At 71.8% G+C, this 25,637-nt stretch carries 25 protein-coding genes and 1 pseudogene; 13 read left to right on the top strand and 13 right to left on the bottom strand.

Translation table 11 applies throughout. The features are described 5' to 3' along the window. Positions 1-36: 36 nt before the first annotated feature. Complete coding sequence (locus tag ACZ6TI_RS27930) at positions 37-840, bottom strand: MOSC domain-containing protein (RefSeq protein ID WP_465348125.1); 804 nt, start codon at positions 838-840, stop codon at positions 37-39. Between the two features lie 104 nt (positions 841-944). Between ACZ6TI_RS27930 and ACZ6TI_RS27925 the strand changes: the two genes are divergently transcribed. The 6 genes from ACZ6TI_RS27925 to hutH are packed head-to-tail and all read left to right on the top strand — an operon-like array spanning position 945 to position 8,508. Then, positions 945-1,790: a MurR/RpiR family transcriptional regulator gene (locus ACZ6TI_RS27925; protein WP_465348124.1), complete on the top strand. Its 846-nt coding sequence runs from the start codon at positions 945-947 to the stop codon at positions 1,788-1,790. Positions 1,791-1,798: 8 nt separating this feature from the next. Further along, positions 1,799-3,430, top strand: coding sequence for a urocanate hydratase (gene hutU, locus ACZ6TI_RS27920; protein WP_465348123.1), 1,632 nt, complete (start codon positions 1,799-1,801; stop codon positions 3,428-3,430). Next, positions 3,427-4,581 (top strand): allantoate amidohydrolase, encoded by a 1,155-nt coding sequence (locus ACZ6TI_RS27915; RefSeq protein WP_465348122.1) that lies wholly within the window; start codon positions 3,427-3,429, stop codon positions 4,579-4,581. Before hutU ends, ACZ6TI_RS27915 begins: the two co-directional genes overlap by 4 nt. Beyond that, positions 4,578-5,855, top strand: coding sequence for a formimidoylglutamate deiminase (locus ACZ6TI_RS27910; protein WP_465348121.1), 1,278 nt, complete (start codon positions 4,578-4,580; stop codon positions 5,853-5,855). The genes ACZ6TI_RS27915 and ACZ6TI_RS27910 overlap by 4 nt, the downstream gene beginning before the upstream one ends. Then, on the top strand, positions 5,852-6,976 hold the full coding sequence (gene hutI / locus ACZ6TI_RS27905; protein WP_465348120.1) for an imidazolonepropionase: 1,125 nt from the start codon (positions 5,852-5,854) through the stop codon (positions 6,974-6,976). The genes ACZ6TI_RS27910 and hutI overlap by 4 nt, the downstream gene beginning before the upstream one ends. Beyond that, complete coding sequence (gene hutH / locus ACZ6TI_RS27900; RefSeq protein ID WP_465348119.1) at positions 6,973-8,508, top strand: histidine ammonia-lyase; 1,536 nt, start codon at positions 6,973-6,975, stop codon at positions 8,506-8,508. Before hutI ends, hutH begins: the two co-directional genes overlap by 4 nt. Here hutH and ACZ6TI_RS27895 read toward each other — a convergent pair. Next, positions 8,505-9,140, bottom strand: coding sequence for a hypothetical protein (locus tag ACZ6TI_RS27895; RefSeq protein WP_465348118.1), 636 nt, complete (start codon positions 9,138-9,140; stop codon positions 8,505-8,507). The two genes, hutH and ACZ6TI_RS27895, sit on opposite strands and share 4 nt — an antisense overlap. 83 nt (positions 9,141-9,223) lie before the next feature. Here ACZ6TI_RS27895 and ACZ6TI_RS27890 point away from each other — a divergent pair, with 83 nt between their 5' ends. Further along, positions 9,224-9,631: a hypothetical protein gene (locus tag ACZ6TI_RS27890; RefSeq protein ID WP_465348117.1), complete on the top strand. Its 408-nt coding sequence runs from the start codon at positions 9,224-9,226 to the stop codon at positions 9,629-9,631. Here ACZ6TI_RS27890 and ACZ6TI_RS27885 read toward each other — a convergent pair. Continuing rightward, on the bottom strand, positions 9,619-10,767 hold the full coding sequence (locus tag ACZ6TI_RS27885; protein ID WP_465348116.1) for an MFS transporter: 1,149 nt from the start codon (positions 10,765-10,767) through the stop codon (positions 9,619-9,621). The genes ACZ6TI_RS27890 and ACZ6TI_RS27885 overlap by 13 nt on opposite strands. A 17-nt stretch (positions 10,768-10,784) precedes the next feature. Between ACZ6TI_RS27885 and ACZ6TI_RS27880 the strand changes: the two genes are divergently transcribed. Next, positions 10,785-12,113, top strand: a complete 1,329-nt coding sequence (locus tag ACZ6TI_RS27880) for an FAD-dependent oxidoreductase (protein ID WP_465348115.1) — start codon at positions 10,785-10,787, stop codon at positions 12,111-12,113. On the opposite strand, the gene rdgB is transcribed toward ACZ6TI_RS27880, so the two are convergent. The 4 genes from rdgB to ACZ6TI_RS27860 form a co-directional block, all read right to left on the bottom strand. Next, positions 12,091-12,699, bottom strand: a complete 609-nt coding sequence (gene rdgB / locus ACZ6TI_RS27875) for an RdgB/HAM1 family non-canonical purine NTP pyrophosphatase (protein ID WP_465348114.1) — start codon at positions 12,697-12,699, stop codon at positions 12,091-12,093. The genes ACZ6TI_RS27880 and rdgB overlap by 23 nt on opposite strands. Further along, positions 12,696-13,424, bottom strand: a complete 729-nt coding sequence (rph, locus tag ACZ6TI_RS27870) for a ribonuclease PH (protein ID WP_465348113.1) — start codon at positions 13,422-13,424, stop codon at positions 12,696-12,698. Before rph ends, rdgB begins: the two co-directional genes overlap by 4 nt. Before the next feature lie 9 nt (positions 13,425-13,433). After that, positions 13,434-14,729: a glycosyltransferase gene (locus tag ACZ6TI_RS27865; RefSeq protein WP_465348112.1), complete on the bottom strand. Its 1,296-nt coding sequence runs from the start codon at positions 14,727-14,729 to the stop codon at positions 13,434-13,436. 83 nt (positions 14,730-14,812) lie between these two features. Further along, complete coding sequence (locus tag ACZ6TI_RS27860; protein ID WP_465348111.1) at positions 14,813-15,559, bottom strand: MBL fold metallo-hydrolase; 747 nt, start codon at positions 15,557-15,559, stop codon at positions 14,813-14,815. Positions 15,560-15,810: 251 nt separating this feature from the next. Here ACZ6TI_RS27860 and ACZ6TI_RS27855 point away from each other — a divergent pair, with 251 nt between their 5' ends. Continuing rightward, on the top strand, positions 15,811-16,200 hold the full coding sequence (locus ACZ6TI_RS27855; RefSeq protein ID WP_465348110.1) for a hypothetical protein: 390 nt from the start codon (positions 15,811-15,813) through the stop codon (positions 16,198-16,200). 4 nt (positions 16,201-16,204) lie between these two features. On the opposite strand, the gene ACZ6TI_RS27850 is transcribed toward ACZ6TI_RS27855, so the two are convergent. From ACZ6TI_RS27850 to clpS, 5 genes and pseudogenes are all read right to left on the bottom strand, one after another. Next, positions 16,205-17,170, bottom strand: a complete 966-nt coding sequence (locus ACZ6TI_RS27850) for a PLP-dependent cysteine synthase family protein (protein ID WP_465348109.1) — start codon at positions 17,168-17,170, stop codon at positions 16,205-16,207. A gap of 4 nt (positions 17,171-17,174) precedes the next feature. Beyond that, positions 17,175-17,489, bottom strand: coding sequence for a MoaD/ThiS family protein (locus ACZ6TI_RS27845; protein ID WP_465348108.1), 315 nt, complete (start codon positions 17,487-17,489; stop codon positions 17,175-17,177). Between the two features lie 67 nt (positions 17,490-17,556). After that, positions 17,557-18,038, bottom strand: a pseudogene (locus ACZ6TI_RS27840) (M67 family metallopeptidase). Between the two features lie 65 nt (positions 18,039-18,103). Further along, positions 18,104-18,604, bottom strand: coding sequence for a DUF2017 domain-containing protein (locus ACZ6TI_RS27835; protein WP_465348107.1), 501 nt, complete (start codon positions 18,602-18,604; stop codon positions 18,104-18,106). A gap of 13 nt (positions 18,605-18,617) precedes the next feature. After that, on the bottom strand, positions 18,618-18,908 hold the full coding sequence (gene clpS / locus ACZ6TI_RS27830) for an ATP-dependent Clp protease adapter ClpS (protein ID WP_465348106.1): 291 nt from the start codon (positions 18,906-18,908) through the stop codon (positions 18,618-18,620). Positions 18,909-19,137: 229 nt separating this feature from the next. Between clpS and ACZ6TI_RS27825 the strand changes: the two genes are divergently transcribed. The 3 genes from ACZ6TI_RS27825 to ACZ6TI_RS27815 are packed head-to-tail and all read left to right on the top strand — an operon-like array spanning position 19,138 to position 23,625. Then, entirely contained in the window at positions 19,138-21,717 is a 2,580-nt protein-coding gene (locus ACZ6TI_RS27825) for a LuxR C-terminal-related transcriptional regulator (RefSeq protein ID WP_465348105.1), read from the top strand. A gap of 38 nt (positions 21,718-21,755) precedes the next feature. Continuing rightward, the gene (locus ACZ6TI_RS27820; protein WP_465348104.1) at positions 21,756-23,033 is read left to right on the top strand and encodes a nicotinate phosphoribosyltransferase; all 1,278 of its coding nucleotides are present in this window, start codon (positions 21,756-21,758) and stop codon (positions 23,031-23,033) included. A gap of 10 nt (positions 23,034-23,043) precedes the next feature. Further along, positions 23,044-23,625 (top strand): isochorismatase family protein, encoded by a 582-nt coding sequence (locus ACZ6TI_RS27815; RefSeq protein ID WP_465348103.1) that lies wholly within the window; start codon positions 23,044-23,046, stop codon positions 23,623-23,625. Between the two features lie 36 nt (positions 23,626-23,661). Here ACZ6TI_RS27815 and ACZ6TI_RS27810 read toward each other — a convergent pair whose 3' ends face one another. Continuing rightward, complete coding sequence (locus ACZ6TI_RS27810) at positions 23,662-23,982, bottom strand: hypothetical protein (protein ID WP_465348102.1); 321 nt, start codon at positions 23,980-23,982, stop codon at positions 23,662-23,664. A gap of 464 nt (positions 23,983-24,446) precedes the next feature. Between ACZ6TI_RS27810 and ACZ6TI_RS27805 the strand changes: the two genes are divergently transcribed. Further along, positions 24,447-25,301 (top strand): aminoglycoside phosphotransferase family protein, encoded by an 855-nt coding sequence (locus ACZ6TI_RS27805; RefSeq protein WP_465348401.1) that lies wholly within the window; start codon positions 24,447-24,449, stop codon positions 25,299-25,301. The last annotated feature ends 336 nt before the right edge of the window (positions 25,302-25,637 follow it).

The raw sequence follows: 25,637 nt of genomic DNA, 5'->3' as shown, positions 1-25,637 counted from the left end.
TGTGCGCATCGAAGGAGCAACTGTCCTAAGACAGACCTAAGACGCGAGAGTGACCTCGTCACCCACCCGGATGGTTCCGGACCCGTCCGGGATGAGATTCAGGCCGAAGAGCAGACCGCCGTCGATGTTGCGATGGCGGCCGAGGATGCGCAGCGGCTGCCGGCCCTTGACGCCGGTCTCCTGGTCGATCGTGGTGACCAGGCAGCGGGCGCAGCCCTTCGCGGCGCGGAACGCGACGTCGCCGACGATGAGCCGGCGGCCGGTCCAGTCGTCCTCGGCCCACGGGGTCGAGCCGCGGACCACGAGGTTGGGCCGGAACCGGGTCATCGGCACCGGCTCCTCGCCGTCCTCGACCAGCCAGTCGTTGACCGCGGACAGCGAGGCCTCGTTGGTGATCAGCATCGGGTAGCCGTCCGCGAAGCTGACCCGATCGTCCGCGTGCGCATGACCCTCGATCGGGCGCGCGGCGGCGTCGGCCTGCCAGATGAGCCGCGCGGGGACGCCGAGGAACTTCTCGAGCCAGCCGTCGTCGGCGGCCACCCGGCCGGCATAGGGCGGTTTGTTGGAGAACACCCGGACGAACTGCTTCGGCCCGTCCACCGGCTCGGCGACGTGCAGATCGGGCATGCCGGGCGTCCGGACGATCAGGCCACCGGCCACCGGCATGACTCGCAACTGGCTGAGCAGGGCGATGTCGCGCTGCGTGATGCCGACCCCGTCGGGGTCGACCACGATCCACCGGCGATCCCCGGCGAGACCTCGGCGTTCCACCACGGCCTCGTCGTGGTCGTTCCGGTGCACCCCTTTGATCGGGTACGTGTGCAACGACGCGATCCGCATCTCCCCGCCCTTCCCGCACCTGACGTGCGCTTTCGAGCCCAGCGTCTTTGACACCATGCGACAAGGCCTAGCGCGATGAAAGTTTCCATGCATAGTCTGCACGAGTGAATGACGCGGCCGTCAGGACGGCGGATCGAGTGGTCGATCTGTTTCAGGGCGCCCGCCTCACGCCCACCCAGCGCCGCATCGCCCACAGCCTGGTGCAGCACGCGACGAGCGCGGCCTATCTGTCCGCGGCCGAGGTCGCCGACCTGGCCGGTGTGAGCCAGCCGTCGGTGACCAGGTTCGCGATGGCGCTGGGCTATGCGGGGTATCCGGCGCTGCGCCGGGAGATGCGCGCGCTGGTCGATTCGAGCACCGCGCCGCCCGCCGAGGACAACCCGATGCAGCGGGCGATCAGCGCCGAGGCCGAGCACCTGGGCCGGCTCCGCGACCAGCTCGACGACCTGGGCCCGATCCGCGCGGCCGCCGACCTGCTGGTGCACAGCCGGCCACTGCCGGTGCTCGGGCTGCGGGCGGCGGCACCGCTGGCCTCCTATTTCGGTTACTTTGCGGCCAAGGTGCACCCGGACGTGCGGGTGCACGACGCCGGCGGCACCCAGCTGCTGGACCGGCTGGATCAGGCCCGCGCGGCCGGCGCCTCGGCGATGCTGGCGGTGGTGCTGCCGCGCTATCCGAGGGAGACGCTGGACGCGGTGCGCGAGATGCGCCGCACCGGGCTCGCGGTGGTGGCGATCACCGACTCGGTGGTCAGCCCGGTCGCCGAGTGCGCCGACGTGGTGCTGCCCGCGGCGGTCGGCACCGGGCTGGTGTTCGACCTGCACACCGGGCCGATGGCGATGGCGATGGTGCTGTTGCAGGCGATGTGTGACGCGGCGCCGGAGCCGGCGCAGCGCCGGCTGGAGGAGTTCGAGGCGACCGCCGCGCGGCGGCACATCTTCGAGGGGTAGGGGACGGCATGGAGATCAGGGCGCCGCGCGGCACGACGCGGACCGCGAAGGGCTGGCCGCAGGAGGCCGCCAAACGGATGCTGATGAACAACCTCGACCCCGACGTGGCCGAGCGGCCGGAGGACCTGGTGGTCTACGGCGGCACCGGGAAGGCCGCCCGGGACTGGCCGTCGTTCCACGCGATCGTGCGGGAGCTCGACGAGTTGTCGGACGACGAGACGCTGCTGGTGCAGTCGGGGCGGCCGGTGGGCGTGCTGCGTACCCATGAATGGGCTCCTCGGGTCTTGATCGCCAATTCCAACCTGGTCGGCGACTGGGCGACCTGGCCGGAGTTCCGCCGCCTGGAGAAGCTCGGGCTGACCATGTACGGCCAGATGACCGCCGGATCGTGGATCTACATCGGCACCCAGGGCATCCTGCAGGGCACCTATGAGACGTTCGCGGCGGTGGCGGCCAAGCGGTTCGGTGGCGACCTGGCCGGGACGCTGACGCTGACCGCAGGGTGTGGCGGCATGGGCGGCGCGCAGCCACTGGCGGTGACCATGAACGGTGGCGTCTGCCTGATCGTGGACGTGGATCGCACCCGGTTGCAGCGGCGGGTGGACAACCGCTATCTGGACGAGATCGCTCCCGATGTCGACGCTGCGATCTCGATTTCCTTGCGCCACAAACGGGACCGGACCCCGCGGTCGATCGGCGTGGTGGGCAACGCCGCCGAAGTCTTTCCGCTGTTGTTGCACCGTGGCGTCGAGATCGACATCGTGACCGACCAGACCAGCGCGCACGACCCGCTGAGCTATCTGCCGATCGGCGTCTCCCTCGAAGACGCCCCTGCCTACAAAGACGCCAAGCCGGAGGAATTCACCGACCGCGCCCGGGCGAGCATGGCCGCGCACGTCGAGGCCATGGTCGGCTTCCTGGACGCCGGCGCCGAGGTGTTCGACTACGGCAACTCGATCCGCGGCGAAGCCCAGCTGGCCGGCTACGACCGCGCGTTCGCGTTCCCCGGCTTCGTGCCGGCCTACATCCGGCCGCTGTTCGCCGAGGGCAAGGGCCCGTTCCGCTGGGCCGCGACCTCCGGCGACCCGGCCGACATCGCCGCCACCGACCGCGCGGTGCTCGACCTGTTCCCGGACAACGAGCCGCTGGCCCGCTGGATCCGGCTGGCCGGCGAGCGGGTGGCGTTCCAGGGCCTGCCCGCCCGGATCTGCTGGCTCGGCTATGGCGAACGGGACCTGGCCGGGGTGCGGTTCAACGACATGGTGGCCCGCGGCGAGGTGGCGGCGCCGCTGGTGATCGGCCGCGACCATCTCGACTCGGGTTCGGTCGCGTCGCCCTATCGGGAGACCGAGGCGATGGCCGACGGCTCCGACGCGATCGCCGACTGGCCACTGCTGAACGCGCTGGTCAACACCGCGAGCGGCGCCAGCTGGGTGTCCATTCACCACGGTGGCGGGGTGGGCATCGGCCGGTCGATCCACGCCGGCCAGGTGTGCGTGGCCGATGGGACGGCGCTGGCCGGCCAGAAGATCGAGCGGGTGCTGACCAACGACCCGGCCACCGGCGTCCTCCGGCACGTGGACGCGGGCTACGAGTCGGCCGCCGCGACTCTCGTCAACGTCCCGATGCGGCGCTCATGAGCTTCTCCAGTCTCTGGCAGGAGATCGAGCCGATCGGGCTTTCCTCCCGGGGCGGATACCTTCGTTATGCCCTGGCCGAAGCGGAACTGGTGCTGCGGGACTGGTTCCGTAATCAGGCCGACCGCCGCGACATGACGGTGACCGAGGACGGCAACGGCAACCTCTTCGCATGGCGCGGCGAGCCGTGGGCCGAGGGCACGGTGCTGACCGGCTCGCACTTCGACTCGGTGCCGCACGGCGGTGGCTACGACGGGCCGCTCGGCATCGTCAGCGCGTTCCTGGCGGTGGACCGGTTGCCCGCCGATCGCCGGGTCGGCGTGGCCGCGTTCGTCGAGGAGGAGGGCGGCCGCTTCGGCTTTCCGTGCCTCGGATCCCGGCTGCTGACCGGCGCGATCGACGCCGACGTCGCAGCCGCGTTGTGCGACCGGGACGGCGTGACCTTCGGCGAGGCGCTGGGCGCGCGACCGGCAGGCGCCCGGCTCGATCTGGTCGGCCGGCTGTCCGCGGTGGTCGAACTGCACATCGAGCAGGGCCGGGCGCTGGACGTGCCGGTCGGGGTGGCGAGCGCGATCTGGCCGCACGGGCGGTGGCGGTTCGACTTTCGCGGGGACGGCGACCACGCCGGCACCACGCGGATGTCCGACCGGCGTGATCCGATGTTGACGTTCGCGTACACGGTGCTGGCGGCGAACAAGGAGGCTCGGCTGGCCGGGGCGCACGCCACCGTCGGCCGGGTCGCGGTGGAACCCAACGCCACCAACGCGATCCCGTCGCTGGTGCGCGGCTGGCTGGACGCGCGCGCGGCCGACCCCGCGACGCTGGACAGGCTGGTCGAGGCGGTGGTCAAGCGGGCGGTGGACCGGGCCGGGCGAGACGGCACCGAGGTCGACGTGACGCCGGAGTCGGTGACCGCCGAGGTGGCCTTCGACACCGCGCTGGCCACCCGGCTGGCGGCGCTGCTCGGTGACGCGCCGATCCTGCCGACCGGCGCCGGCCACGACGCCGGGGTGCTGTCCACCCACGTGCCGACCGCGATGCTGTTCGTCCGCAACCCGACCGGGGTGTCGCACTCCCCCGCCGAACAGGCGTCGGACGCGGACTGCGAGGCCGGCGTGGACGCGCTGGCCACCGTCCTCGAGGACCTGACATGAGGTACCACGCGGAACACGCCTGGATCGGCGGCTCGGTCGCCCGCGACGTGTTGATCGAGGTGGTCGACGGACGGTTCGCGGCAATCCGGCCGGGCGCTGCTTCTTCCGGAGCGGCCCTTCTCCGCGGCCTCGTGTTGCCGGGCTTCGCCAATGCGCACTCGCACGCTTTCCACCGGGCGCTGCGCGGGCGCACGCACGGCAGCCGCGGCAGCTTCTGGACCTGGCGCGACCTGATGTACGAGGTGGCCGGCACCCTGGACCCGGACGGCTACTACCGGCTGGCCCGGGCGGTCTACGGCGAGATGGCGCTGGCCGGCATCACCGCGGTCGGCGAGTTCCACTACCTGCACCACGGCCCGGGCGGCGCCCGTTACGACGACCCGAACGCGATGGGCCACGCGCTGATCGCCGCCGCGGCCGACGCCGGGCTGCGCATCACGCTGCTGGACACCCTCTATCTCACCTCCGGTGTGGACGGCCGGCGCCCGGCCGGGGTGCAGCGCCGGTTCAGCGACGGCAGCCTGGACGCCTGGGTCGACCGGGTGAGCCGGCTGCACGAGGGCCCGCACGTGCGGATCGGCGCCGCCGCCCACTCGGTACGCGCCGTCCCGGTGCACGACCTCAGCGGCCTGGCCGGCCAGCACCCCCTGCACCTCCACCTCTCCGAGCAGCGCGCCGAGAACGAGCAGTGCCAGGCGGTGCACGGCTGCACGCCCACGGATTTGTTGCGCCGCTACGGCATCCTCGGTCCCACCACCACCGTCGTGCACGCCACGCATCTCACCGACGACGACTTGAAGTCCCTCGGCAGCACCGGCACCGGCGTGTGCGTCTGCCCCACCACCGAACGCGACCTGGCCGACGGGATCGGTCCGGCCCGCACTCTCGCCGACGCGGGCAGCCCGCTCTCGCTGGGCAGCGACAGCCACGCCGTGATCGACCCGTTCGAAGAGGTCCGCGGCCTGGAGATGAACGAGCGGCTGTCCACCGAGCAGCGTGGCCGGTTCACCCCGGCCGAGCTGATCGCCGCGGCCGCCAACCACGCGTCGATCGGCTGGGACGACGCCGGCTCGATCCGCACCGGCAACCGCGCCGACCTCGTGGCGGTGTCGCTGGACAGCGTCCGGACCGCCGGGGCGGCGCCGGAGCAGGCGGTCTTCGCGGCCACCGCGGGCGACGTCACGGACGTGATCGCGGACGGCAAGGTGATCGTTTCCGAGGGGCGGCACACGGGCTTCGACGTGGCCGCGGCGTTGCGGGCGGCGATCTCATGAGCATCGTGATCGACCACATCGGCGAGCTCGACGGCCTTCCCCAGGAGGACGCCGCCCTGGTCGTCGACGAGGGCCGGGTCGCGTGGGTCGGGCCCACCGCGCGGGCTCCGGCCGCCGACGAGCGAATCGACGCCTCGCACGGCGCGGTCATCCCGGGCTTTGTGGACAGCCACGCGCACCTGGTCTTCGCCGGGGACCGGGCCGCGGAGTTCGCCGCGCGCATGGCGGGCGAGCCCTACACCGGCGGTGGCATCCGGACCACCGTCGCGGCCACCAGGTCGGCCAGTGACGACGAGCTGCGGGCCAACGTCGCGCGCCTGGTCGCCGAGGCTCGGCGGCAGGGCACCACGACCATCGAGATCAAATCCGGGTACGGCCTGAGCACCGCCGAAGAGGCCCGCAGCCTGCGCATCGCCCGCGAGTTCACCGACGAGACCACCTTCCTGGGCGCGCACGTGGTGCCGGACGGCGACCCCGACGACTACGTCGCGCTGGTCACCGGGCCGATGCTCGACGCCGCGGCGCCGCTCGCCCGATGGGTGGACGTGTTCTGCGATCGGGGCGCGTTCACCGGCGAGCAGGCCCGCGCCGTGCTGACCGCCGGGATGAAGGCCGGCCTGCTGCCCCGGATCCACGCCAACCAGCTTTCCCCCGGCCCCGGTGTTCAGCTCGCGGTCGAGCTCGGTGCGGCCAGCGCCGACCACTGCACGCACCTGAGCGATGCCGACGTGGACGCGCTGGCGAGCGGTGACACCGTGGCGACGCTGCTGCCGGGCGCCGAGTTCTCCACCCGGTCGCCCTATCCGGACGCGCGGCGGCTGCTCGACGCCGGGGTGACCGTGGCGCTGGCGACGGACTGCAATCCCGGGTCCTCGTACACGTCCTCGATGCCGTTCTGCCTTGCCCTGGCGGTGCGCGAGATGGGCATGACGCCGGCCGAGGCGCTCCGGGCGGCGACCGCCGGCGGGGCTCGCGCCCTGCGCCGCGACGACGTCGGCCACCTGCGCGTCGGCGCCCGGGCCGATGTGCTGATCCTGGATGCGCCGTCCTACCTGCACCTGGCCTACCGGCCGGGCGTTCCGCTGATCCGCACGGTTCTGCAAAACGGAGTCCCACGATGATCGTGACAGTCCAGCCCACCGGCGTGACGGTCGCCGACGTGCTCGCCGTGGCGCGGCACGACGCCCGGGTCGAGCTCGCCCCCGCCACCGTCGAGGCGATGGCCACCAGCCGCGCGATCGTCGACAACATCGAGGCGTCCGGTCGCCCGGTCTACGGGGTGTCGACCGGATTCGGGGCGCTGGCCAACACGTCCATCGCCCCGGAGCGGCGGGCCGAGTTGCAGCACGCGCTGATCCGCTCGCACGCCGCCGGGGTGGGCGCGCCGATGCCCCGCGAGGTGGTGCGGGCGATGATGCTGCTGCGCGTACGGTCGATTGCTCTTGGTCTGTCGGGGGTGCGGCCCGTCCTGGCGCAGGGTCTGGTGGATCTGCTGAACACCGGGATCACGCCGTGGGTGCCGGAGCACGGATCGCTGGGCGCGTCCGGTGACCTGGCGCCGCTGGCACACTGCGCGCTGGTGCTGCTCGGCGAGGGCTGGGTGGTCGGCAAGGACGGCGCCCAGGAGTCCGGCGCCGAGGCCCTGCACGCCGCCGGGCTCCAGCCGTTGGAGCTGGCCGCCAAGGAAGGGCTGGCGCTGATCAACGGCACCGACGGCATGCTGGGCATGCTGCTGCTCGCGATCGAGGACGCGGCACACCTGCTGGCCATGGCGGACGTGACGGCGGCGCTGGCGATCGAGGCGATGCTGGGTTCCGAGCGGCCGTTCCTGCCGGAGCTGCACGCTATCCGCCCGCATCCCGGGCAGCAGGCGTCGGCGGCGAACATCCTGATGCTGCTGCAGGATTCGGCCATCATGGACTCGCACCGCGACGACCTGGCGCACGCGGTGCAGGACGCGTACTCGATGCGGTGTGCCCCGCAGGTGGCCGGCGCGGCCCGTGACACGCTCGGCTTCATCCGCGAGGTGGCCGGGCGCGAGCTGCGTTCGGTGGTGGACAACCCGGTGGTGCTGACCGACGGGCGGGTGGAGTCGACCGGCAACTTCCACGGCGCGCCGCTGGGCTTCGCCGCCGACTTCCTGGCCATCGCGGCCGCCGAGGTGGGCGCCATCTCCGAGCGCCGGGTCGACCGCCTGCTGGACGTGACCCGCAACCGCGACCTGCCGCCGTTCCTCTCCCCCGACGCGGGAGTGAACTCCGGCCTGATGATCGCGCAGTACACCGCGGCCGGCATCGTCGCGGAGAACCGGCGGCTGGCCGCGCCCGCGTCGGTGGACTCGCTGCCCACCAGCGGCATGCAGGAGGACCACGTCTCGATGGGCTGGGCCGCGACCAAGAAGCTGCGCACGGTGCTGGACAACCTGACCAGCCTGCTGGCCGTCGAGTTGCTGGCCGGGGTGCGCGGATTGCAGCTGCGCGAGCCGCTCACGCCGTCGCCGGCCGGGCGGGCCGCGGTCGCCGCGGTGTCGGCCTTCGCCGGCGCGCCCGGCCCGGACGTCTTCCTGGCGCCGGTGCTGGACCAGGCCCGCGCGGTCGTCGCCGGCCGGGCGCTGCGGCTGGCGATCGAGAGCGAGACCGAGCCGCTTCGCTAGACGGTCAGGAAGCCGTTGCCCAGGTAGGGAATCGGGCGGGCGTCCGCCAGGGTGTCCATCAGGTCCAGGCACTGCTCCCGCATGACCCGCTCGAGGGCGGGCAGCAGCGTCTCGTCCTGAGACTGCACGTCACAGGTGAACTCGGCGTTGTCGTCCACGACGCGGTGGCTGACCTCGAAGCCGTTACCCCGCCGGCAGGACGTGAAGCCGCCCAGGTCGGTGAGCGCCGCTTTCCGGCCCGGGAAGTCGGCCTCGCTGCAGGTCAGCTTGCGGGCCGGCGTGCCCTGGTAGATCACCACGGAGAAGTCGAACAGGACCTGGGGATCCTTGTCGTACTCCCAGTTCTGCGAGCCGCAACTCACGCTGACCCGGGGCGCGACGTCCGTGGAGACGTCGAAGCCGTTGCCGGTGGCGAGCAGGCTGAACGTGCCACGGTCCAGGCGGCTGCCCTCGAGGCCCTCCTCGAGCGCGTCGTCGTCGATCGCCCGGCACAGCTTCTCCACCGGGTGGTAACGGCCGGGAATCTGCAGACCTTCGAGCTGCTCGCCGGTCGCCCGGCCGTTGTTGACGACCGCGACCACGATCACGCGCAGCACCAGCATCGCGGCGAGCACGATCAGCAGGAAGACCACGAGCCGCCGGGGCCGGAACGTGTCAGCGCTGATGATCGGGCTCCTTGGTGCGTGCCGATGGGTTCCGGTATCGTACGGCCACAATGGACGTCCAGCACACACCGCCGACGATTTCGCTGCTCGGCCGCGTGCTTCAGGTCCAGGCCGGGTGTTACGTGATCGCCGCGCTGGCCGCCTCGATCGCCTATCTGGTGCGCGGCGGCGACGCCCTCGATCTCGGCGCCTATGCGAGCGTGCGGACCAACCCGGTGACCATGCTGGTGATCGGGCTCGGCGCCGCGGGCCTGCTGTGGTGGCTGAGCCGCCAAATGCCGGTCCGCCGGATAGGCACCCACCGACTGCTCATCATCGCCGAGTGGGTGCTGCTGCTGGATGGCCTGGCCGGGTTCACGGCCGGCATCTTCAATCTCTGGTGGATCGTCGGCCTGCTCGCCACCTTTGCCGCCGTCTGGCTGCTGCGGCACGAGGACACCGACCGCTACCTGGACTGACGGGCGACGACCACGATCGCGAGGACGAGCAGCGCGCCGCACGCGATCAATGCGGCGAACATCCCGGAGCGGTCGGCGACCAGGGCGAGCCCGAGCCCGCAGACGATCTTGCCCAGATATTCGGCCTGGGCCAGCAGCGAGTGCACGGTCGCCCGGACCGCGCCGGTGGTCCGGCTGTTCACCCAGATGGTCCCGAAGCTGCGGGTCAGCGGCAGCGCGCTCGCGGCCACCAGCACGGCGAGACTGCCGCCGGCCGCCGCGGATGCGAAGGCCAGGGCGACGACGCCGATCGCGGCGACCGCGCAGGCGATGACATATCCGCGCCGCGCGGTGTGCGGGCCGCCGATCCGAGGCTGCGCGAGGCGCAATGCGGCCGCTCCCGCGAGGCACGTCAGCACGCCCAGGACGGTGAGCCAGGTGGTCGGATCGACGGCCGGCGCGAGCGCGATCAGCCGCAGCGGATAGAGCCGTCCGAACGCGTCGGCCACACCGTTGATCAGGAACGTCGCGGCGAAGACGGCGAGCAGCACGCGACTGCCGCGGACCAGGCGCGTGCCCTGCACCAGGACCTGTTTCGTCCGCGTGTGTTTCTCGGGGAACACGACGACATAGCACCCGAGGAGCACCATGGCTCCGCCGGCGATCACCATCGCCGGGCCGCGCCCGACGAGCCAGGCTAGCCCGCCGATGCCGGCCAGCCCGGCGATCGTGCCGATGAGCTGCGCCTGCTCGGCCCGGATCAGCACGGTCGGGATGCCGGCCGGGTCGTCGAGTTCGTCGCTGATCCACGCCACGTCCGCGCCGCTGGCGAAGGTCCACGCCAGACCCCACAGCATCTGGGTGAGCAGCAGCGGCACGAAGCCGGTGACCAGGCCGGTGGCGAGCATCGCGGCGCCCATCAGCAGGTGCGAGACGACCAGCGACCACTTGCGGCTGAAGGTGTCCGCGACGACCCCGGCCGGCACCTCGAAGATCAGCGCCACGGCGGCCTGCGCGACGCCGATCAGCACCAGTTGCGCCGCCGACAGCCGGGCGTCCACGACGAGATAGACGCCGGTCACCAGCCACCAGCCGCGGTGCAGCACGGCACGGCACCAGGTCCACCGCACGAACAAGGTGCCGGCCCGGCTCACCATCGCCGTAGAGTTCCATGATGGAGACACGCGCGACAGTCATCGGCGCGAGCATGGCCGGGTTGAGCGCGGCCCGCGTGCTGGCCGACCGGTTCGACCGGGTCACCGTGCTCGACCGCGACGAGTTGCCGTCCGACGCGACACCCCGGCGCGGCGTGCCGCAGGGCAATCACGGCCACGTGCTGCTGGTCTCCGGGCTGCGGGTGCTCACCGACCTTTTCCCGAGGCTGCCCGAGGAGCTGACCGCGAGCGGCGCCACCCCGCTGGACACCGGCGCGGGCATGATCACCTACCGCTTCGGGCGGCGCTGGCGCAGCGCCCCCACCGGCCTGGAGCTGATCTCGGCGAGCCGTCCGCACCTGGAGGCGACCGTCCGCGCGCGAGTGATGGCCCTCCCCGAGGTGACCATCCGCACCGGCGCGGCGGTGGCCGGCCTCACCGGCACAGATCAAAAGATCACCGGGGTACGCCTGGACGACGGCGCCACCCTCGACGCCGATCTCGTGGTGGACGCCAGCGGCCGCGGCTCGCGTTCCGACCGGTGGCTGGGCGACCTGGGCTGGCCGGCGCCGACGCAGATCGAGATCAAGATCGGCATCGGGTACGCGACCCGGCTCTACCGTCGCGTCCCCGGCGAGTGGCCCGGCTACCGCGCGGCGATCGTGCTGCCCGACCCGCGCACCGAGCACATGGCCGGCATCGTGCTGCCGATCGAGGGCGACCGCTGGCTGGTCGCGATCGGCGGCTGGCACCTCGACCACATCCCGGACGACCCGCGGGCCTTCGAGGCCGCCCTGCGCGACCTGCCGGATCCCGTGGTGGCCGACCTGGTCGCCACCGCCGAGCCGATCACCGACCCGCTGCCCTACCGCTTCCCGTCCAGCCGGCGGCGACTCTTCGAGGATCTCCAGCGGGTGCCGGCCGGATATGTGGCGCTGGGCGACTCGGTGTGCAGCTTCAACCCGGTCTATGGGCAGGGCATGACCTGCGCCGCGATGGAGGCGGTGCGGCTCGGGACGCAACTCGACCGGCACGGCTCGGCCACCGCGCGGATGGCCGCCGCGTATTACCGCGACGTCGCCGAGGTGATCTCGGTGCCGTGGCAGTTCGGCGTCGGCGGCGACTTCGCCTATGCCCGGACGGTCGGCCCGAAGCCCCGCGGCGTCGGCTTCACCAACTGGTATGCCCGCAACCTGGCGATCGCGTCGCAAACCGCGCCCGACCTCAACCGCACCTTTGCCCGGGTGCAGCAGCTGGTCGACCCGCCGGGGCACCTCTTCCGCCCCTCGGTGGTGGCACGGACGCTGTGGTCGACGGCCCGGAGGGCTATTTCAACTCCCTCGCGATGACCTTGGACAGCTCGCGGAACGCCTTGCCGCGGTGGCTGATCGCGTCCTTCTCGGCCGGGGACAGCTCGGCGTTCGTGCGCTCCTGGCCGTCGCCCAGGAAGATCGGGTCGTAGCCGAAACCGCCATCGCCGCGGCGGGCCCGCAGGATGCGGCCGGTCTGGCGGCCCTCCACCAGGTGCTCGCGCCCGTTGGGCAGCACCAGCGCGGCCGCGCAGATGAACGCGCCGCCGCGCTGCTCGTCGAACACGTCGCTGATCTGGGCCAGCACCAGGTCGAGGTTGGCGTCGTCGTCGCCGTGCCCGCCGGACCAGCGGGCGCTGAACACGCCGGGCATGCCGTTGAGCGCGTCGATCGCCAGGCCGGAGTCGTCGGCCACGGTGGGCAGGCCGGTGCGCCGGGCGCCCTCCCGGGCCTTGATCAGCGCGTTTTCCCCGAAGGTCAGGCCGGTCTCCGGCACGTCCGGGTAGTCCTCGAAGTCGCCGAGGCCGACCAGCGTGACCCGGGACGTGCCCAGCGTCTGGTCGAGGATGCGCTGCAGCTCGATGAGCTTCTTCTGGTTTGCCGTCGCCAGCAGCAGCTTGCTCATGCGGTGAGCGCCTTCTGCTGGAGGACGGCCAGCTCGGCGCAGCCCTGCACGCCGAGGTCGAGGAGCTGGTCGAGCTGGTCGCGGCGGAACACGTTCGCCTCGCCGGTGCCCTGGACCTCGACGAAGTCGCCGTCGCCGGTGCAGACGATGTTCATGTCCACCTCGGCGGCCACGTCCTCCTCGTACATCAGGTCGGTGCGGGCCTCGCCTCCGATGATGCCGACGCTGACCGCCTGGACCGACCGGTGCATCACGTTCTCCACCTTGCCGGCCAGCGACTTGCGCCCGGACAGCCAGGTCACCGCGTCATGGAGCGCGACATAGGCCCCGGTGATCGCGGCCGTGCGGGTGCCGCCGTCCGCCTGCAGCACGTCGCAGTCCAGCACGATCGAGTTTTCCCCCAGCGCCTTGAGGTCGATGCAGGCCCGCAGGCTGCGCCCGATCAGGCGGGAGATCTCGTGGGTGCGGCCGCCGACCTTGCCCTTGACGCTCTCGCGGTCGCCGCGGGTGTTGGTGGCGCGCGGCAACATGGCGTATTCCGCCGTCACCCAGCCCAGCCCGGAGCCTTTGCGCCAGCGCGGGACCCCCTCGGTGACGCTGGCGGTGCAGAGCACCCGGGTGTTGCCGAACTCCACGAGCACCGAGCCCTCGGGGTGGATGCTCCACCGGCGAGTCAGGGTGACGGGACGCAGTTGGCCGGGCTCGCGGCCGTCGGGACGTGCCATGCCGCCACCCTATGCGTAACGCGGAGTGCCGGCTTCGCCAGCCCCGAAGGGGCCAGGGTTCTCCGCCCGGGCCGCCGGCACCTCGGCCGGCAGCAGCACAGCCCCGGCGGCGTCCGGCCGATCAGCCCAGACCCGGGACATCGCGCCCACCGGCGCGGCCGGGCGCAACGACGTGGACGGCCTGGTCTGCCGGGCCACGGCCGGCGCCTCGACGCCGTGCGCCCGCAGGAAGCCCTCGACCGCCTGCGGCCAGCCGAACAGCTCGGCGCGGGCCCGGGCGGCGGCACGGCGCTCGTCGACCGGGCGGTCCATCAGCCGGCGTACGCCCTCCGCGAAGGCCTCCGGCGTGCCGCGCACCGCGACGCCCGCGTCACCGACCACCTCGGGCAGCGCGCTCGCCGCGTTGACCACCACCGGCGTGCCGCAGGCCAGCGCCTCCAGCGCGGCGAGCCCGAAGGTCTCCACCGGGCCGGGCGCGACTAGCACGTCCGCGCTGGCCAGCAGGGCCGCGACGTCGGAACGGTCGTTCAGGTGCCCGGCGAAGCGCACCGGCAGCCGGGCCGCGCGATAGGCCAGCGCCGCCCGCCGCGAGCCGTCGCCGGCCACCGCGAGCACGGCCGGCACCTTGCCGCCACGCAGCGTGGCGACGGTGTCGACGGCGAGCTCGGGACGCTTGTCCGCGGAGAGCCGGCTGCAATAGACCACCAGCACCTCGTCGGGGCGGGCATAGCGAGCACGCACCGCCGGGTCGGCCGCCCCCGGGTGGAACCGGCGCAGGTCGACGCCGAGCGGGACCTCGACCAGGTTGGGCACGCCCAGCCGGCGGAACTCGGCGGCGGCGAAGGCGGTGGTGCAGACGATCTGGTCGTACATCTCCGCGGTGGCGCGGTTGAGCCGGTCGGCGAGCGGCTCGCGGGCCGGCATGCCCCAGACGCCGAGCAGCCCGGCCAGGCTCTCGTGCGAGACCATCATCGAGCCGACGCCGTGCTGGCGGGCCCAGCCGCCGGTCCAGCGCAGCGTGGAGCGGTCGGACACCTCGATGCGGTCCGGCTCCAGCCGCTCGAGCAGGCGGGCGATCTCGCGGCGGCCGGCCAGCACCCGGTGCCCGCCGGTGCGCGGCAGCGCGGTGCCCGGCAGCGTGATGATGCGGCCCTGCTCGGTGACCACGTCGGACGCCTGGCGGCCGGGGATGATCAGGACGGCCTCGTGGCCGGCCTGCTGGTAGCCCTCACCCAGGTAGCGCAGTGCTGTTCGGAGACCGCCGGAACGTGCCGAGACGAAATTCGCCAGCCGGACGATGCGCATATGCAGTGCACTCCAAGGGGGACCGTGGCGCAGGGGACTCACGTGCGTCAATCTCCGGGGGCGGCTGAGCCCCTGGGGAAAACTCAGAGATCGTAGCGGGAACCGGGCCGAACCACCTCAACCGGTCCGGCGAATGCGGCCGTCGCGTTATCCACAGTAGATGCCTCACTGCCCCACGCGGCGACCATGTGGGTGAGCAGCAGGCGCCCGACGTCCGCCTTCGTCGCGACCTCGCCCGCCTCACCTCCGGTCATGTGTATGTCGGGCGGGTTGGCCACCCCGTCCAGGTAACTCGCCTCACACAGAAAAAGATCCGCGCCCTGGGCGAGTCGCAGCAGAGCGTCGCAGGGTGCGGTGTCGGCCGAGTAGGTCAGGACGCGGCCGCCCTGCTCCACCCGTACCCCATAGGTCTCGATGGGGTGGTTGACCCGGTCGACCGTGACCGTGAAGGGGCCGATCGGAAACGTCCCCGGCTCGAGGCGGAAGAAGGTGTAGACGTCGTCCACCGGCTCGCTCTCCGAGCTGTACGCGGCCGCGATGCGCTCGGCGGCGCCCAACGGTGCATAGACCGGCAGTGGCGCGAGCGGGCCGGTCGGGTCATAACGCCGGACCACCACGTAGTCACAGGCGTCGGACATGTGGTCGCAGTGCAGGTGGCTGAGGAGGATCGCATCGACCGCGTCGAGCCCGGCATAACGCTGCAGAGCGGACAGCGAGCCCGATCCGAAATCGATCAGGAGCCGAAAGCCCTGAGCCTCGAGGAGGTAGGCGGAACAGGCCGATTCGGGGCCGGGATAACTGCCGGCACAGCCGAGAACGGTCAGTCGCATGCGGATACCCCTGAATCACGCCCCGTCGCCCACGCCCCGACCGACCGGCCCGTGGTGATATTCAGAGACCAGTCAATCACGCTGCGAAGCGTACGCCGGGACCAGCGCGCCGGATAAACGTCTGATCGATTTGTCGCTAAATCGACAACGCACATCACACCGCTCGTGACCTCGGTCTCCGCGCTCAGCGTTACGCCTCGTGAGGCATCGGCGTTGCACACGGTGAGGACACCGATGTCACTGGGAGAAGCATGACGACCGAGCTGGACGCACCGACCGCCGTCGTTCCCTTCGGATGGGAGGGCGACGCCGCCAGCCCCGAGCTCGGCGACCGGGACGTGTTGTTCCGCTTCCCGGCCGCGGACGACCCGGCGCCGGGCAACCGCCGGCTGCTGGCCATGTCGCTCTACGCCTCCGCGCTGGGGCTGGCCGGGGTCGGCGTCGGGGTTCGCGGCTTCGTGTCGGTCCTCGGCGGCGCGCCGGGCTGGTATGTGCCGGTGCTCGCGCTGCTCGGACTGACCAGCGTCGCGCTGGTGGTGGGCGCCTTTCTGTCCATCCACCGGCGCGTGCTGCCCTATCTGCTGCTGCTGGCGGCCGCGGTGCCGCTCACCGCGGACATCCTGCTGGCCGTCAGGCCCTAGCGCCTTAAGCCCACAGTTGCCCTTCGAGCGCTTCTTCCGCTTCGGAAAGGGTTCCGCCATAGGCGCCGGTCGATAGGTATTTCCATCCGCCGTCGCAGATCACGAACGCCACGTCGGCACGGCGGCCGGCCTTGACCGCCTCGTGCGCGACGGCCAGTGCGGCGTGCAGGATCGCGCCGCTGGAGAAGCCCGCGAAGATGCCCTCGACCTCGACCAATTGACGAGTGCGCAGGACCGCGTCGCGGGTGCCGACGGAGAATCGGCGATTGAGCACGGTGGCGTCGTAAAGCTCCGGAACATAGCCCTCGTCGATGTTCCGCAAACCGTAGACGAGCTCGCCGTATCGCGGCTCGGCGGCCACGATCTCGATGTTCTCGACCTTTTCCCGCAGGTATCGGCCGGTGCCCATCAGCGTGCCGGTGGTGCCCAGCCCGGCCACGAAATGCGTGATCGACGGCAGGTCGCGCAGGAGCTCGGGGCCGGTGGTCTCGTAATGCGCGCGGGCGTTCGCCGGGTTGCCGTATTGAAAGAGCATCACCCAGTCGGGATGCTCGGCGGCAATCTGCTTGGCGGTCGCGACGGCCTGGTTGGATCCGCCCGCGGCCGGCGAGAAGATGATCTCGGCGCCGTACATCCGCAGCAACTGCACGCGCTCGGACGAGACGTTTTCCGGCATCACGCAGACCAGGCGGTAACCCCGCAGCTTGGCCACCATGGCCAGGGAGATGCCGGTGTTTCCGCTGGTCGGCTCGAGAATGGTGTCGCCGGGACGCAGCCGCCCGGCCTCCTCGGCCTCGCGGACCATGAACAGCGCCGGGCGGTCCTTGATGCTGCCGGTCGGGTTGCGGTCCTCCAGCTTGGCCCACATCCGCACCGGCGGCGCCCCGTCGGGCACCGTCGGCGACAGGCGGGGCAGGCCGACGAGCGGCGTGCCCCCGCAGGCATCCAGAAGGCTCTCGTAACGAGCCATGGTCTTATCGTCCGAGCAGGGCCGCCGCGGCGGCGAAGCCGAGCGCGCCGCCGGCCACGGCCGGCAGAATGGTGACCGAGTCACCGTCGGCGACCTTGGCGTCGAGCGCACCGAGGAAGCGCACGTCCTCGTCGTTCACATAGATGTTGACGAAGCGGTGCAGGCCACCCTCGGCCGTGATCAGCCGGCCCTTGAGGCCGTTGTGCTTGGCGTCCAGGTCGTCGATCAGGCCGGAGAGGGTGTCGCCGGAGCCCTCGACGACCTTGGCGCCGCCGGTGTAGTTACGCAGGATGGTCGGGACGCGAACTTCGATAGCCATGACTGGTGATGCTCCTTGTGAGGTGTTCAGACAAGCTTTCAGGACAGGCTGGGCCGGGAGTCGTCGCTCAGCGACACTCGTAGAAAACCGACGCCGGGCTCTGCCCGAACATGTATGACTGCACCATCACGCGTCCACTGTCGCATCCACGATGTTGACCTCTTCTTCGGTCACCACACTGTCCACGATACGGAACGACCGGATCTCCTCCGACTCCGGCTCGCGGGTCGAGACCAGCACATAGTGAGCGCCCGGCTCGCCGGCGAACGAGATGTCGGTGCGCGACGGGAAGGCCTCCGTCGCGGTGTGCGAGTGATAGATGACGACCGGCTCCTCGTCGTTGTCATCCATCTCGCGCCAGACCCGCAGCTGCTCCATCGAGTCGAACTCGTAGAACGTCATCGACCGGGCCGCGTTGTCCATCGGGATGAGCCGGGTCGGCAGGTCCGAGCCGATCGCACCGGCGACCACGCCACAGGCCTCGTCGGGGTGGTCCCGGCGGGCGTGGGCGACGATCGCGTCGACGATCGCGCTGTCGATGGTCAGCACGCTCTTCACATTACCGTGGCTTTCGCGGGCGCCGAGGGCGCCGACGGCGTGGCCGTGGCCACAGCTCAGTCGATCTCCGGCAGGGCGTTGAGCAGCGACTCCTGGAGATAGCCCAGATAGGCATAGACGGAGAGCTGGAACACCCGGCTGGACGCCGGGTCGTGCAGCACGGCGTCGTCGAGCTCGTCGCCCAGATCGGTCTCGGCGGTGATGTCGAGCCGGGTGCCCATCGCCAGCCGGGCGTCGTTGATCGCCCGCAACCACGCCTCCGCGGTCTCCGCGTCCAGGCGCACCTCGCCGGGCCCGTCGTCGGGCAGTGCCGCCAGGATCGCGCCGGCCTGGTCGATCTTGCCGGTCTTCAGCTCACCCTCGGTGTACTGCCGGAACTCCGCGGAGTCGGCCGGCATGTCCGGATAGATGTCCGGGAACAGCCGGTCGACCACCGGGTCCTTGTGGTCGAAACCGTCGGTCAGCAGGTCGACGACCTCACCGGCGACCTTGCGGAGCACGCGCACCTCATCGATGGCGAACGCGGCCACACACTCGCTGCCGTTGCGTCGGAACATGCTTGAACCACCCTCACGCCCGGTCAACCGTCGCCCACAGACCGTATCCGTGCAACTGGGAGGCGTCCAACTCCATGCGCTCGCGCGCACCGGAGGAAACGACCGCCTTGCCCTTGTTGTGCACGTCCAGCATGAGCAACTCGGCCTTCTCGTGGCTGTAGCCGAACAGCTTCTGGAACACCCAGGTCACATATGACATCAGATTGACCGGATCGTCCCAGACGATGGTCACCCAAGGCCGGTCGTTCGCCGGGACTTCCTCGATCTCCGGCGTCTCGACGGGAGCGACCTGGGGCAGCGCCATGCCCCCATCGTGCCACCGGATCGCCGAGATCGTGGAACCGGAAGTCTTAAGCCCTGGTCACGAACGGGTAGAGCATCGCCCGTCCGGCCCGCCAGCCGGGCCGGACGACGCGATGACCGTACGTCGCCGCGGGTTGGGGCCATTACTCACCTGTGAGAGGGAATCTACTCATTGTTCTGGGTGGCACAGGTAGTGACATGACCGTGACGGATCTCGATATGCTGACCCCGTGGCCAACTGGGACTTCGTCGGACGAACCGGCGATCTGGACCGGTTCAGTTCGGCGGTCGAGAATGCATCCTGCCGAGGCCTGATCCTCAGCGGTGCTCCCGGCCTCGGCAAGAGCCGGCTGCTCTGCGAGGCCGTCCGCGGCCTCTCCCCCGACGACCTCGCGGTGCACGCCGCGTCGGCCACCATCGGCGCCAACGGCCTGCCGTTCGGCAGCCTGGCCCAGATGCTCCCGCCGGACGCGCCGCCCGGGCTCTCCGCGCCCGGTCTGCTGCGCTGGGCGGTGGGCGCGCTGCAGACCGCCGCCGCCGGCCGGCCGCTGGTGCTCGCAGTGGACGACGCGCACCTGCTCGACCGCAACTCCGCGGCGCTGGTCCACCTGCTGGTCCGCGAGGGCGCCACCCTGCTCGGCACGCTGCGCACCGGCGAGCCGGTGCCGCCGCCGATCGCCGCGCTCTGGACCGAGGGCCTGGTCGAGCACGCCGACCTGCTGCCGCTCAGCACCGAGGAGTCCCGCGACCTGCTGGCCAGCATCCTGGCCGGGCCGATCGAGGCGGGCTCGGCGCAACGGCTCGCCCGGCTGGCCGGCGGCAACCCCCTGCTGCTCCGCGAGCTGGTGATGGCCGCCCGGCACGGCGGCGAGATGAGCAGGGTCTACGGCATGTGGCGCTGGACCGGCCGGCTCAGCCTGGCGCCCAGCCTCGCCGACCTGGTCGGCGCCCGCATCGACGGGCTCAGCCCGCGGGTCCGCGAGGTGCTCGAGCTGGTCGCGTTCGGCGAGCCGATCGGCCTGCCGCTGGTGCTGCGCGGCTGCCGGCCGGCCGACGTGGAGGCCGCCGAGGAGCGCGGGCTGATCCGGGTCATCGAGGACGGGCGCCGCCGCGAGGTGCGCCTGGCCCACCCGCTCTACGGCGAGGTGGTGCGGCAGACCTGCCCGGCCACCCGGGCCCGGCGACTGCACGCCACGCTGGCCGACCTGGTCGAGCAGACCGGCGCGCAGCGGCGCGGCGACCTGCTCCGGGTGGCGGTGTGGCGGCTCGACTCGGGCACCGCGCAGGACGGGCGGATGCTGCTCGAGGCGGCGGTGCAGGCGTTCGGGCGGTTCGACCTGGGGCTGGCGCAGCGGCTGGCCGGGGCGGCGTGGGCGAACGGCGCCGGCTACGACTCCGCCGAGCTGCTCGCCACCGTGCTGCTCTTCGCCGACCGGCCGGACGAGGCGATGGCCGCGCTCGACCGGGCCACCGACGGGCCGCCGATCCGGGCGGTGGTCGCGCGGGCCACCGTGGCGTTCTGGGGCCTGGGGCGCGAGGATGCGCCGGAGACGCTGGCCGCCATCGACGATCCGCAGGTCCGGGCGATCGAAGCCCTGATGCGGCTCTATCTGATGCAGTTGCCGCGGGCCCGGGCGCTGGCCATCGAGGTGCTCGGCGATGCTTCCGCGCGTACTCCGGGGAGGGAATTGGCCCGGTGCGTGCTCGCCTTCCTGGCCGCCGCCGGGGGTGATCCGGCGCAGAGCGCCGGGCTGCTGGAGAGCGTCGCGCCGGACAGCGGGGCGTGGCGGCTGGACACCCCGACCCTGCAGTTCGCGCTGCCGACCGCGCTCGGCACCCGGGTCTCCGTCGCCCTCGACCTGCCCGGCATCGACGCCATCCTGACCGACGAGTTCGCCGACCTGGCACAGACCGGCGGCTTCGCGATCGGCTCCAGCTGGGTCTCGCTGCTGCAGGCACAGGCGGCCTGGCTGCGTGGGCGCACCGACATCGCGCTCGCTTCGACCGAGCAGGCCTGCGCGGCGATGTCGGCGAACCGGCTCTACGACGGCAACATGCACGCGGCCCGCGCGCACATCGCGGCGCTGCGCGGCGAAGCCGAGCTGGCCCGCGACTCGATGGCCACCGCCGACCGGTCGGGCGGCACGAACAACGGCATCTTCTATCCGTGGCGGGTGCAGGCCAGGGCCTGGACGGCGGCGTGCTGCGGCGACATCGCCGGCGCGGTCCGCACGCTGCAGGACCTGACCAAGCGGTTGCGCGCGGACGGCTTCACCGGGCACGAGCTGCTGGTGCTGCACGACCTGGTCCGGCTGGGCCGGCCCGACCTGGCCGCCGACCGGATGGCCGCGCTGCTCGCCTCCGTGCCGGGCGGGCCGGTCGCGCCGCTGCTGCTGCGGCACGCGCGGGCCGCGGCCGAGGGGTCCGCGCAGGGACTGTTCGCGGTGGCGCGGGAGTTCCACGGGCGCGGGTACCTGACCTTCGCGGCGGAGACGGCGGCCGGGGCGGTGCGGCTGTTCCGGGCCGGCCGCGATCCCCAGGCGCTGGCCGCGAGCACGCTGCTGGCCGATGTGCTGGCCCGGTGCGATGTCCTGCGCACGCCGGCGCTGCGCACGGTGCAGCCGGCGCTGACCACCCGAGAGCGGCAGGTCGCCGAACTCGCGGCCGACGGCGCCAAGAGCCGGGAGATCGCCGACCAGCTCTTCCTGTCGCCGCGCACGGTGGAGAACCACCTGCAGCGGGTCTACGCGAAGCTGGGCGTGAACGGTCGGCTGGAACTCGCCCCGGCGCTGCGATCCCTGCCTCACTGAGTCGGCGCTTCGATCTCCGCACCCATAGGGTTGGCTCTGTGACCGACTTCGCGCCCGCTCTGCTGACCGACCACTACGAGCTGACCATGGTCAGTGCCGCGCTGCGGGACGGCACCGCCGGGCGGGCGTGCGTGTTCGAGGTGTTCGCGCGGCGGTTGCCGACCGGCCGTCGTTACGGCGTGGTGGCCGGCACCGGGCGGCTGATCGACCTGATCCGCGACTTCCGCTTCGAACCGGCGGAGATCGACTTCCTGCGCACGGCCGGCATCGTCGACGAGTCCACCGCGGCCTGGCTGCGTGACTACCGCTTCACCGGCGACGTGGACGGTTACGCCGAGGGTGAGCTGTTCTTCCCCGGCTCGCCCATTCTGACCGTTTCCGGGTCGTTCGCCGAGTGCGTGGTGCTCGAGACGCTGGTGCTGTCGGTGCTCAACCACGACAGTGCGATTGCGGCCGCGGCGGCACGCATGGTGACTGCCGCGCGCGGGCGTCCGATCATCGAGATGGGTTCCCGGCGCACGCACGAGGAGGCGGCCGTGGCGTCGGCCCGGGCGTCTTACCTGGCCGGGTTCTCGTCCACGTCCAATCTGGCGGCGGGCGGGCGGTTCGGGATTCCGACCACCGGGACTTCCGCGCATGCGTACACGCTGTTGCACGACGACGAGGTGGCCGCGTTCACGTCGCAGGTGGCGGCGCTGGGGAAGAACACGACGCTGCTCGTGGACACGTACGACATCGCCCAGGGCATCCGTAACGCGATCGCCGTGGCCGGTCCCGACCTGCGCGCCATCCGGATCGACTCCGGCGACCTGTCGGTGCTGGCCCAGCACTCCCGCGAGCTGCTCGACTCGCTCGGCGCCACCGAGACCAAGATCGTGGTCTCCGGCGACATGGACGAATACTCGATCGCCTCGCTGGCCGCCGAGCCGGTGGACATCTATGGCGCCGGCACCGCCGTGGTCACGGGTTCGGGGGCGCCCACCGCCGGCCTGGTCTACAAGCTGGTCGAGGTCGAGGGCCGCCCGGTGGTCAAGCGCTCGGAGCACAAGGCCACGGTCGGCGGTCGCAAGACCGCGATCAGAAGGCACAAGCCCACGGGTACGGCCACCGAAGAGGTGATCGTCTCCCAGGGCGTGCCCGACCACGAGCCGAACGACCGGTTGCTGCAGCACTCGTTCATCGCCGGCGGCGAGCCCCTGCCCGCGGCGACCCTGGCCGAGTCCCGCGAGCACCTGCGGCAGTGCCTGATCTCCATCCCGTGGGAGGGGCTGAAGCTGTCCGCCGGAGACCCGGCAGTTCCGGTCACGATCGCATAGGGTTCCGGTTGTGACGCGTGCGCTGATCATCGTCGACGTGCAGAACGACTTCTGCGAGGGCGGCTCCCTGCCGGTGGCCGGGGGCGCGGCCGTCGCCGCGGGCATCTCCCTGGTCCTGGACCGGGCCGGCCAGAGGTGGGACCACGTGGTCGCCACCAAGGACTGGCACATCGACCCGGGCGCGCACTTCAGCGACCACCCGGATTTCGTGTCGTCGTGGCCGGCGCACTGTGTGGTCGGCACGGACGGGTCCGAGTTCCACCCGATGCTGACCCAGGAGCGCATCGAGGCGGTCTTCCACAAGGGCGAGCATCAGGCGGCATACTCGGGCTTCGAGGGCCACACGGACGCGGGCGAGGGCCTGGCCGACTGGCTCCGGGCCAGGTCGGTGTCCGAGGTCGAGGTCGTCGGCATCGCGACCGACCATTGCGTCCGAGCGACGGCGCTGGACGCGGCAGCGGCAGGCTTCGCGACCACGGTCCTGCTGGAACTGACGGCGGGAGTGGCCCAGGAGACAACGGCGGCAGCGCTGGCCGAGTTCGAAAGCGCGGCGGTCGCCACCACCGGCACCCCGGTAGTCGACCAACCCTGACGTCCCTCGCCACCGGCCACCACCCCACGCCGATCATCACCCGTTGACCAGGTCGGCGGCGGCGCCGGCCGAGTTCCAGGCGTCTGCCGCCACCACCAGCACCCCGGTCGTCGAACAGTCCTCACGGCCTTGCCACCGGCCACCACCACCGCCCTCACCAAGCCGGCCACCACTCCGGTTGACCACATCGAAGGCGACGCCGGCTGACTTCCGAGCGTGTCTCCCCGCCACCACCGGCATCCCGGTCGTTCGACCTCCCTGACGGCCCTTGCCGCCAGACACCACCACGCCGGCCACCAACCCGTCGACCACGTCGGCGATGACACTGGCCGAGTTCCGAAGCGCCTCGATCGCCACCACGGGCCCCAGTTCGACGACCAACCTTGACGGCCCTTGCCACCCGGCACCACCACGCCGGCAACACACCCCCAGCCGCCAGTCGTTCGACGAGCCCTAACGACTCTCGCCGTTGGGCACCACCACCGCCCCCACCACGCCAGGCCACCATCCGGTGACCACATCGGCGGCGCCAGCTGAACTCCAAGCGCGTCCGCCGCCACCACCGGCACCCGGTCGATGAGCGAACCTGACGGCCCGTGCCACCGCGCAACGGCTCGCCGGTCATCACCCCCGATGACCAGGCCGGCAGCGCCTCGCCCCACCAGTCCCGAACGCCCCCCACACATCGGGCGGGACCGCAGTGACCAGGCCGAATGGCGCCCTGTGTCGCCACTCCAACGCAGGGCGCAGCCACATGGCGATCGGCGGGCGGAAACCGGTGGCGGAACGTGGGGTGCTGCCGCGACGATCATGCGGTGGTGATGGCCCTGGTGGTGGACCGGTTTGCGCTTGGTGAGCTCGCGGCCGAGCCGGAACGGGTGACCGGCGGTCTGTCCAATGAGCTGTGGCGGGTGCGCACGACGGCCGGCGAGTTCGCGGTCAAGCGGATGGTGGTCAACGCCGAGCTTCCCGACTTCGTCGCGAACGTCGAAGCGGCCCACGCGATCGAACAACGCGCCTGGTCCGCCGGTGTGCCGATGCCGCGGCCGGTGCCCGATCCGGCCACCGGGCGGGCGCTGGCGCGGGTCGGGGGTTCGCTCTTCCGCGTGCACGACTGGGTGGACGGCCACCCGGCCGCCGATCACATCACCGCGGCCGCGGAGTTGCTGGCGCGAATCCACGCCGCCGGCGCCCGGCGATGGGCTCCGCCGCCGGAGACCGGCTGGAACGCGGACCGCTGGGGACCGGATCTCGCCGATCTGTCCCGCCGGGTGAGCAACGGCCCGCCCCGCATCCTGGTCGTCGACAGCCACCGCGACCTGGACCGGAAGAACACCCTCCTACGCGCCGACGGCACCCTGATCGCGATCGACTGGGACGCCGCCGGCCCGATCGGCGCCGTCCACGAGGCCGTCGCCCTGGCTCTCGACTGGTCCGACGGGACGCCGGCCGCCTTCGCCGAGGCGATCCAGGCCTTCAAACGGGCCGGTGACATCGAGACCGAACCGAGCGAGTGGGTGTTCGCAGGCTGGGTGGCCGCCCAGGGCGGCTGGCTCGACTACAACGCCGACCATCGACCCGACACCCCACTGGGCAGCGCCGAGGTGGCCGCCACCCTGGCAAGGCTCCACGCCCTTGCCGCAGACATGGACCAGCTGCTGACCGCCCTGCGTTGACCGCCAAGGACGACCCGATGGCCGGCGGCACGGCGCTCAACCGCGTGACCTGCCGCGACCCGGGTGGGTGCGATCAGTCCTGACGGCACGCGGCACGGTCAGGCGCTCGCACTGCGCAAAAGAGGCCGGTCTGGCTGCAAACCGCGGCCGCGCACGGCCAACCTGAGCGACTCCGGCCACATGCCGCGCACGGCCAACCCGAGCGACTCCGGCCACATGCCGCGCACAGCCAACCCGAGCAACCCCAGCCACATCCCCGCACCCGGCCAACCCGAGCAACCCCAAGCCCCGCACCCGGGCGGCCATGAGCTACTTCGGGCCGCTCGGCGCGTCGGC

This window comes from Actinoplanes sp. NPDC051388 (assembly GCF_055586225.1).
This window is presented reverse-complemented; position numbering and strand designations above follow the sequence as displayed.

Bases quoted from the DNA above. Each gene is read 5' to 3' on its own strand.
- ACZ6TI_RS27930 (WP_465348125.1), bottom strand. From the start codon at position 840: ATGCGGATCGCGTCGTTGCACACGTACCCGATCAAAGGGGTGCACCGG.
- hutU (WP_465348123.1), top strand. From the start codon at position 1,799: ATGGAGATCAGGGCGCCGCGCGGCACGACGCGGACCGCGAAGGGCTGG.
- ACZ6TI_RS27915 (WP_465348122.1), top strand. From the start codon at position 3,427: ATGAGCTTCTCCAGTCTCTGGCAGGAGATCGAGCCGATCGGGCTTTCC.
- ACZ6TI_RS27910 (WP_465348121.1), top strand. From the start codon at position 4,578: ATGAGGTACCACGCGGAACACGCCTGGATCGGCGGCTCGGTCGCCCGC.
- hutI (WP_465348120.1), top strand. From the start codon at position 5,852: ATGAGCATCGTGATCGACCACATCGGCGAGCTCGACGGCCTTCCCCAG.
- hutH (WP_465348119.1), top strand. From the start codon at position 6,973: ATGATCGTGACAGTCCAGCCCACCGGCGTGACGGTCGCCGACGTGCTC.
- ACZ6TI_RS27890 (WP_465348117.1), top strand. From the start codon at position 9,224: ATGGACGTCCAGCACACACCGCCGACGATTTCGCTGCTCGGCCGCGTG.
- ACZ6TI_RS27885 (WP_465348116.1), bottom strand. From the start codon at position 10,767: ATGGTGAGCCGGGCCGGCACCTTGTTCGTGCGGTGGACCTGGTGCCGT.
- ACZ6TI_RS27880 (WP_465348115.1), top strand. From the start codon at position 10,785: ATGGAGACACGCGCGACAGTCATCGGCGCGAGCATGGCCGGGTTGAGC.
- rdgB (WP_465348114.1), bottom strand. From the start codon at position 12,699: ATGAGCAAGCTGCTGCTGGCGACGGCAAACCAGAAGAAGCTCATCGAG.
- rph (WP_465348113.1), bottom strand. From the start codon at position 13,424: ATGGCACGTCCCGACGGCCGCGAGCCCGGCCAACTGCGTCCCGTCACC.
- ACZ6TI_RS27865 (WP_465348112.1), bottom strand. From the start codon at position 14,729: ATGCGCATCGTCCGGCTGGCGAATTTCGTCTCGGCACGTTCCGGCGGT.
- ACZ6TI_RS27860 (WP_465348111.1), bottom strand. From the start codon at position 15,559: ATGCGACTGACCGTTCTCGGCTGTGCCGGCAGTTATCCCGGCCCCGAA.
- ACZ6TI_RS27855 (WP_465348110.1), top strand. From the start codon at position 15,811: ATGACGACCGAGCTGGACGCACCGACCGCCGTCGTTCCCTTCGGATGG.
- ACZ6TI_RS27850 (WP_465348109.1), bottom strand. From the start codon at position 17,170: ATGGCTCGTTACGAGAGCCTTCTGGATGCCTGCGGGGGCACGCCGCTC.
- ACZ6TI_RS27845 (WP_465348108.1), bottom strand. From the start codon at position 17,489: ATGGCTATCGAAGTTCGCGTCCCGACCATCCTGCGTAACTACACCGGC.
- ACZ6TI_RS27835 (WP_465348107.1), bottom strand. From the start codon at position 18,604: ATGTTCCGACGCAACGGCAGCGAGTGTGTGGCCGCGTTCGCCATCGAT.
- clpS (WP_465348106.1), bottom strand. From the start codon at position 18,908: ATGGCGCTGCCCCAGGTCGCTCCCGTCGAGACGCCGGAGATCGAGGAA.
- ACZ6TI_RS27805 (WP_465348401.1), top strand. From the start codon at position 24,447: ATGGCCCTGGTGGTGGACCGGTTTGCGCTTGGTGAGCTCGCGGCCGAG.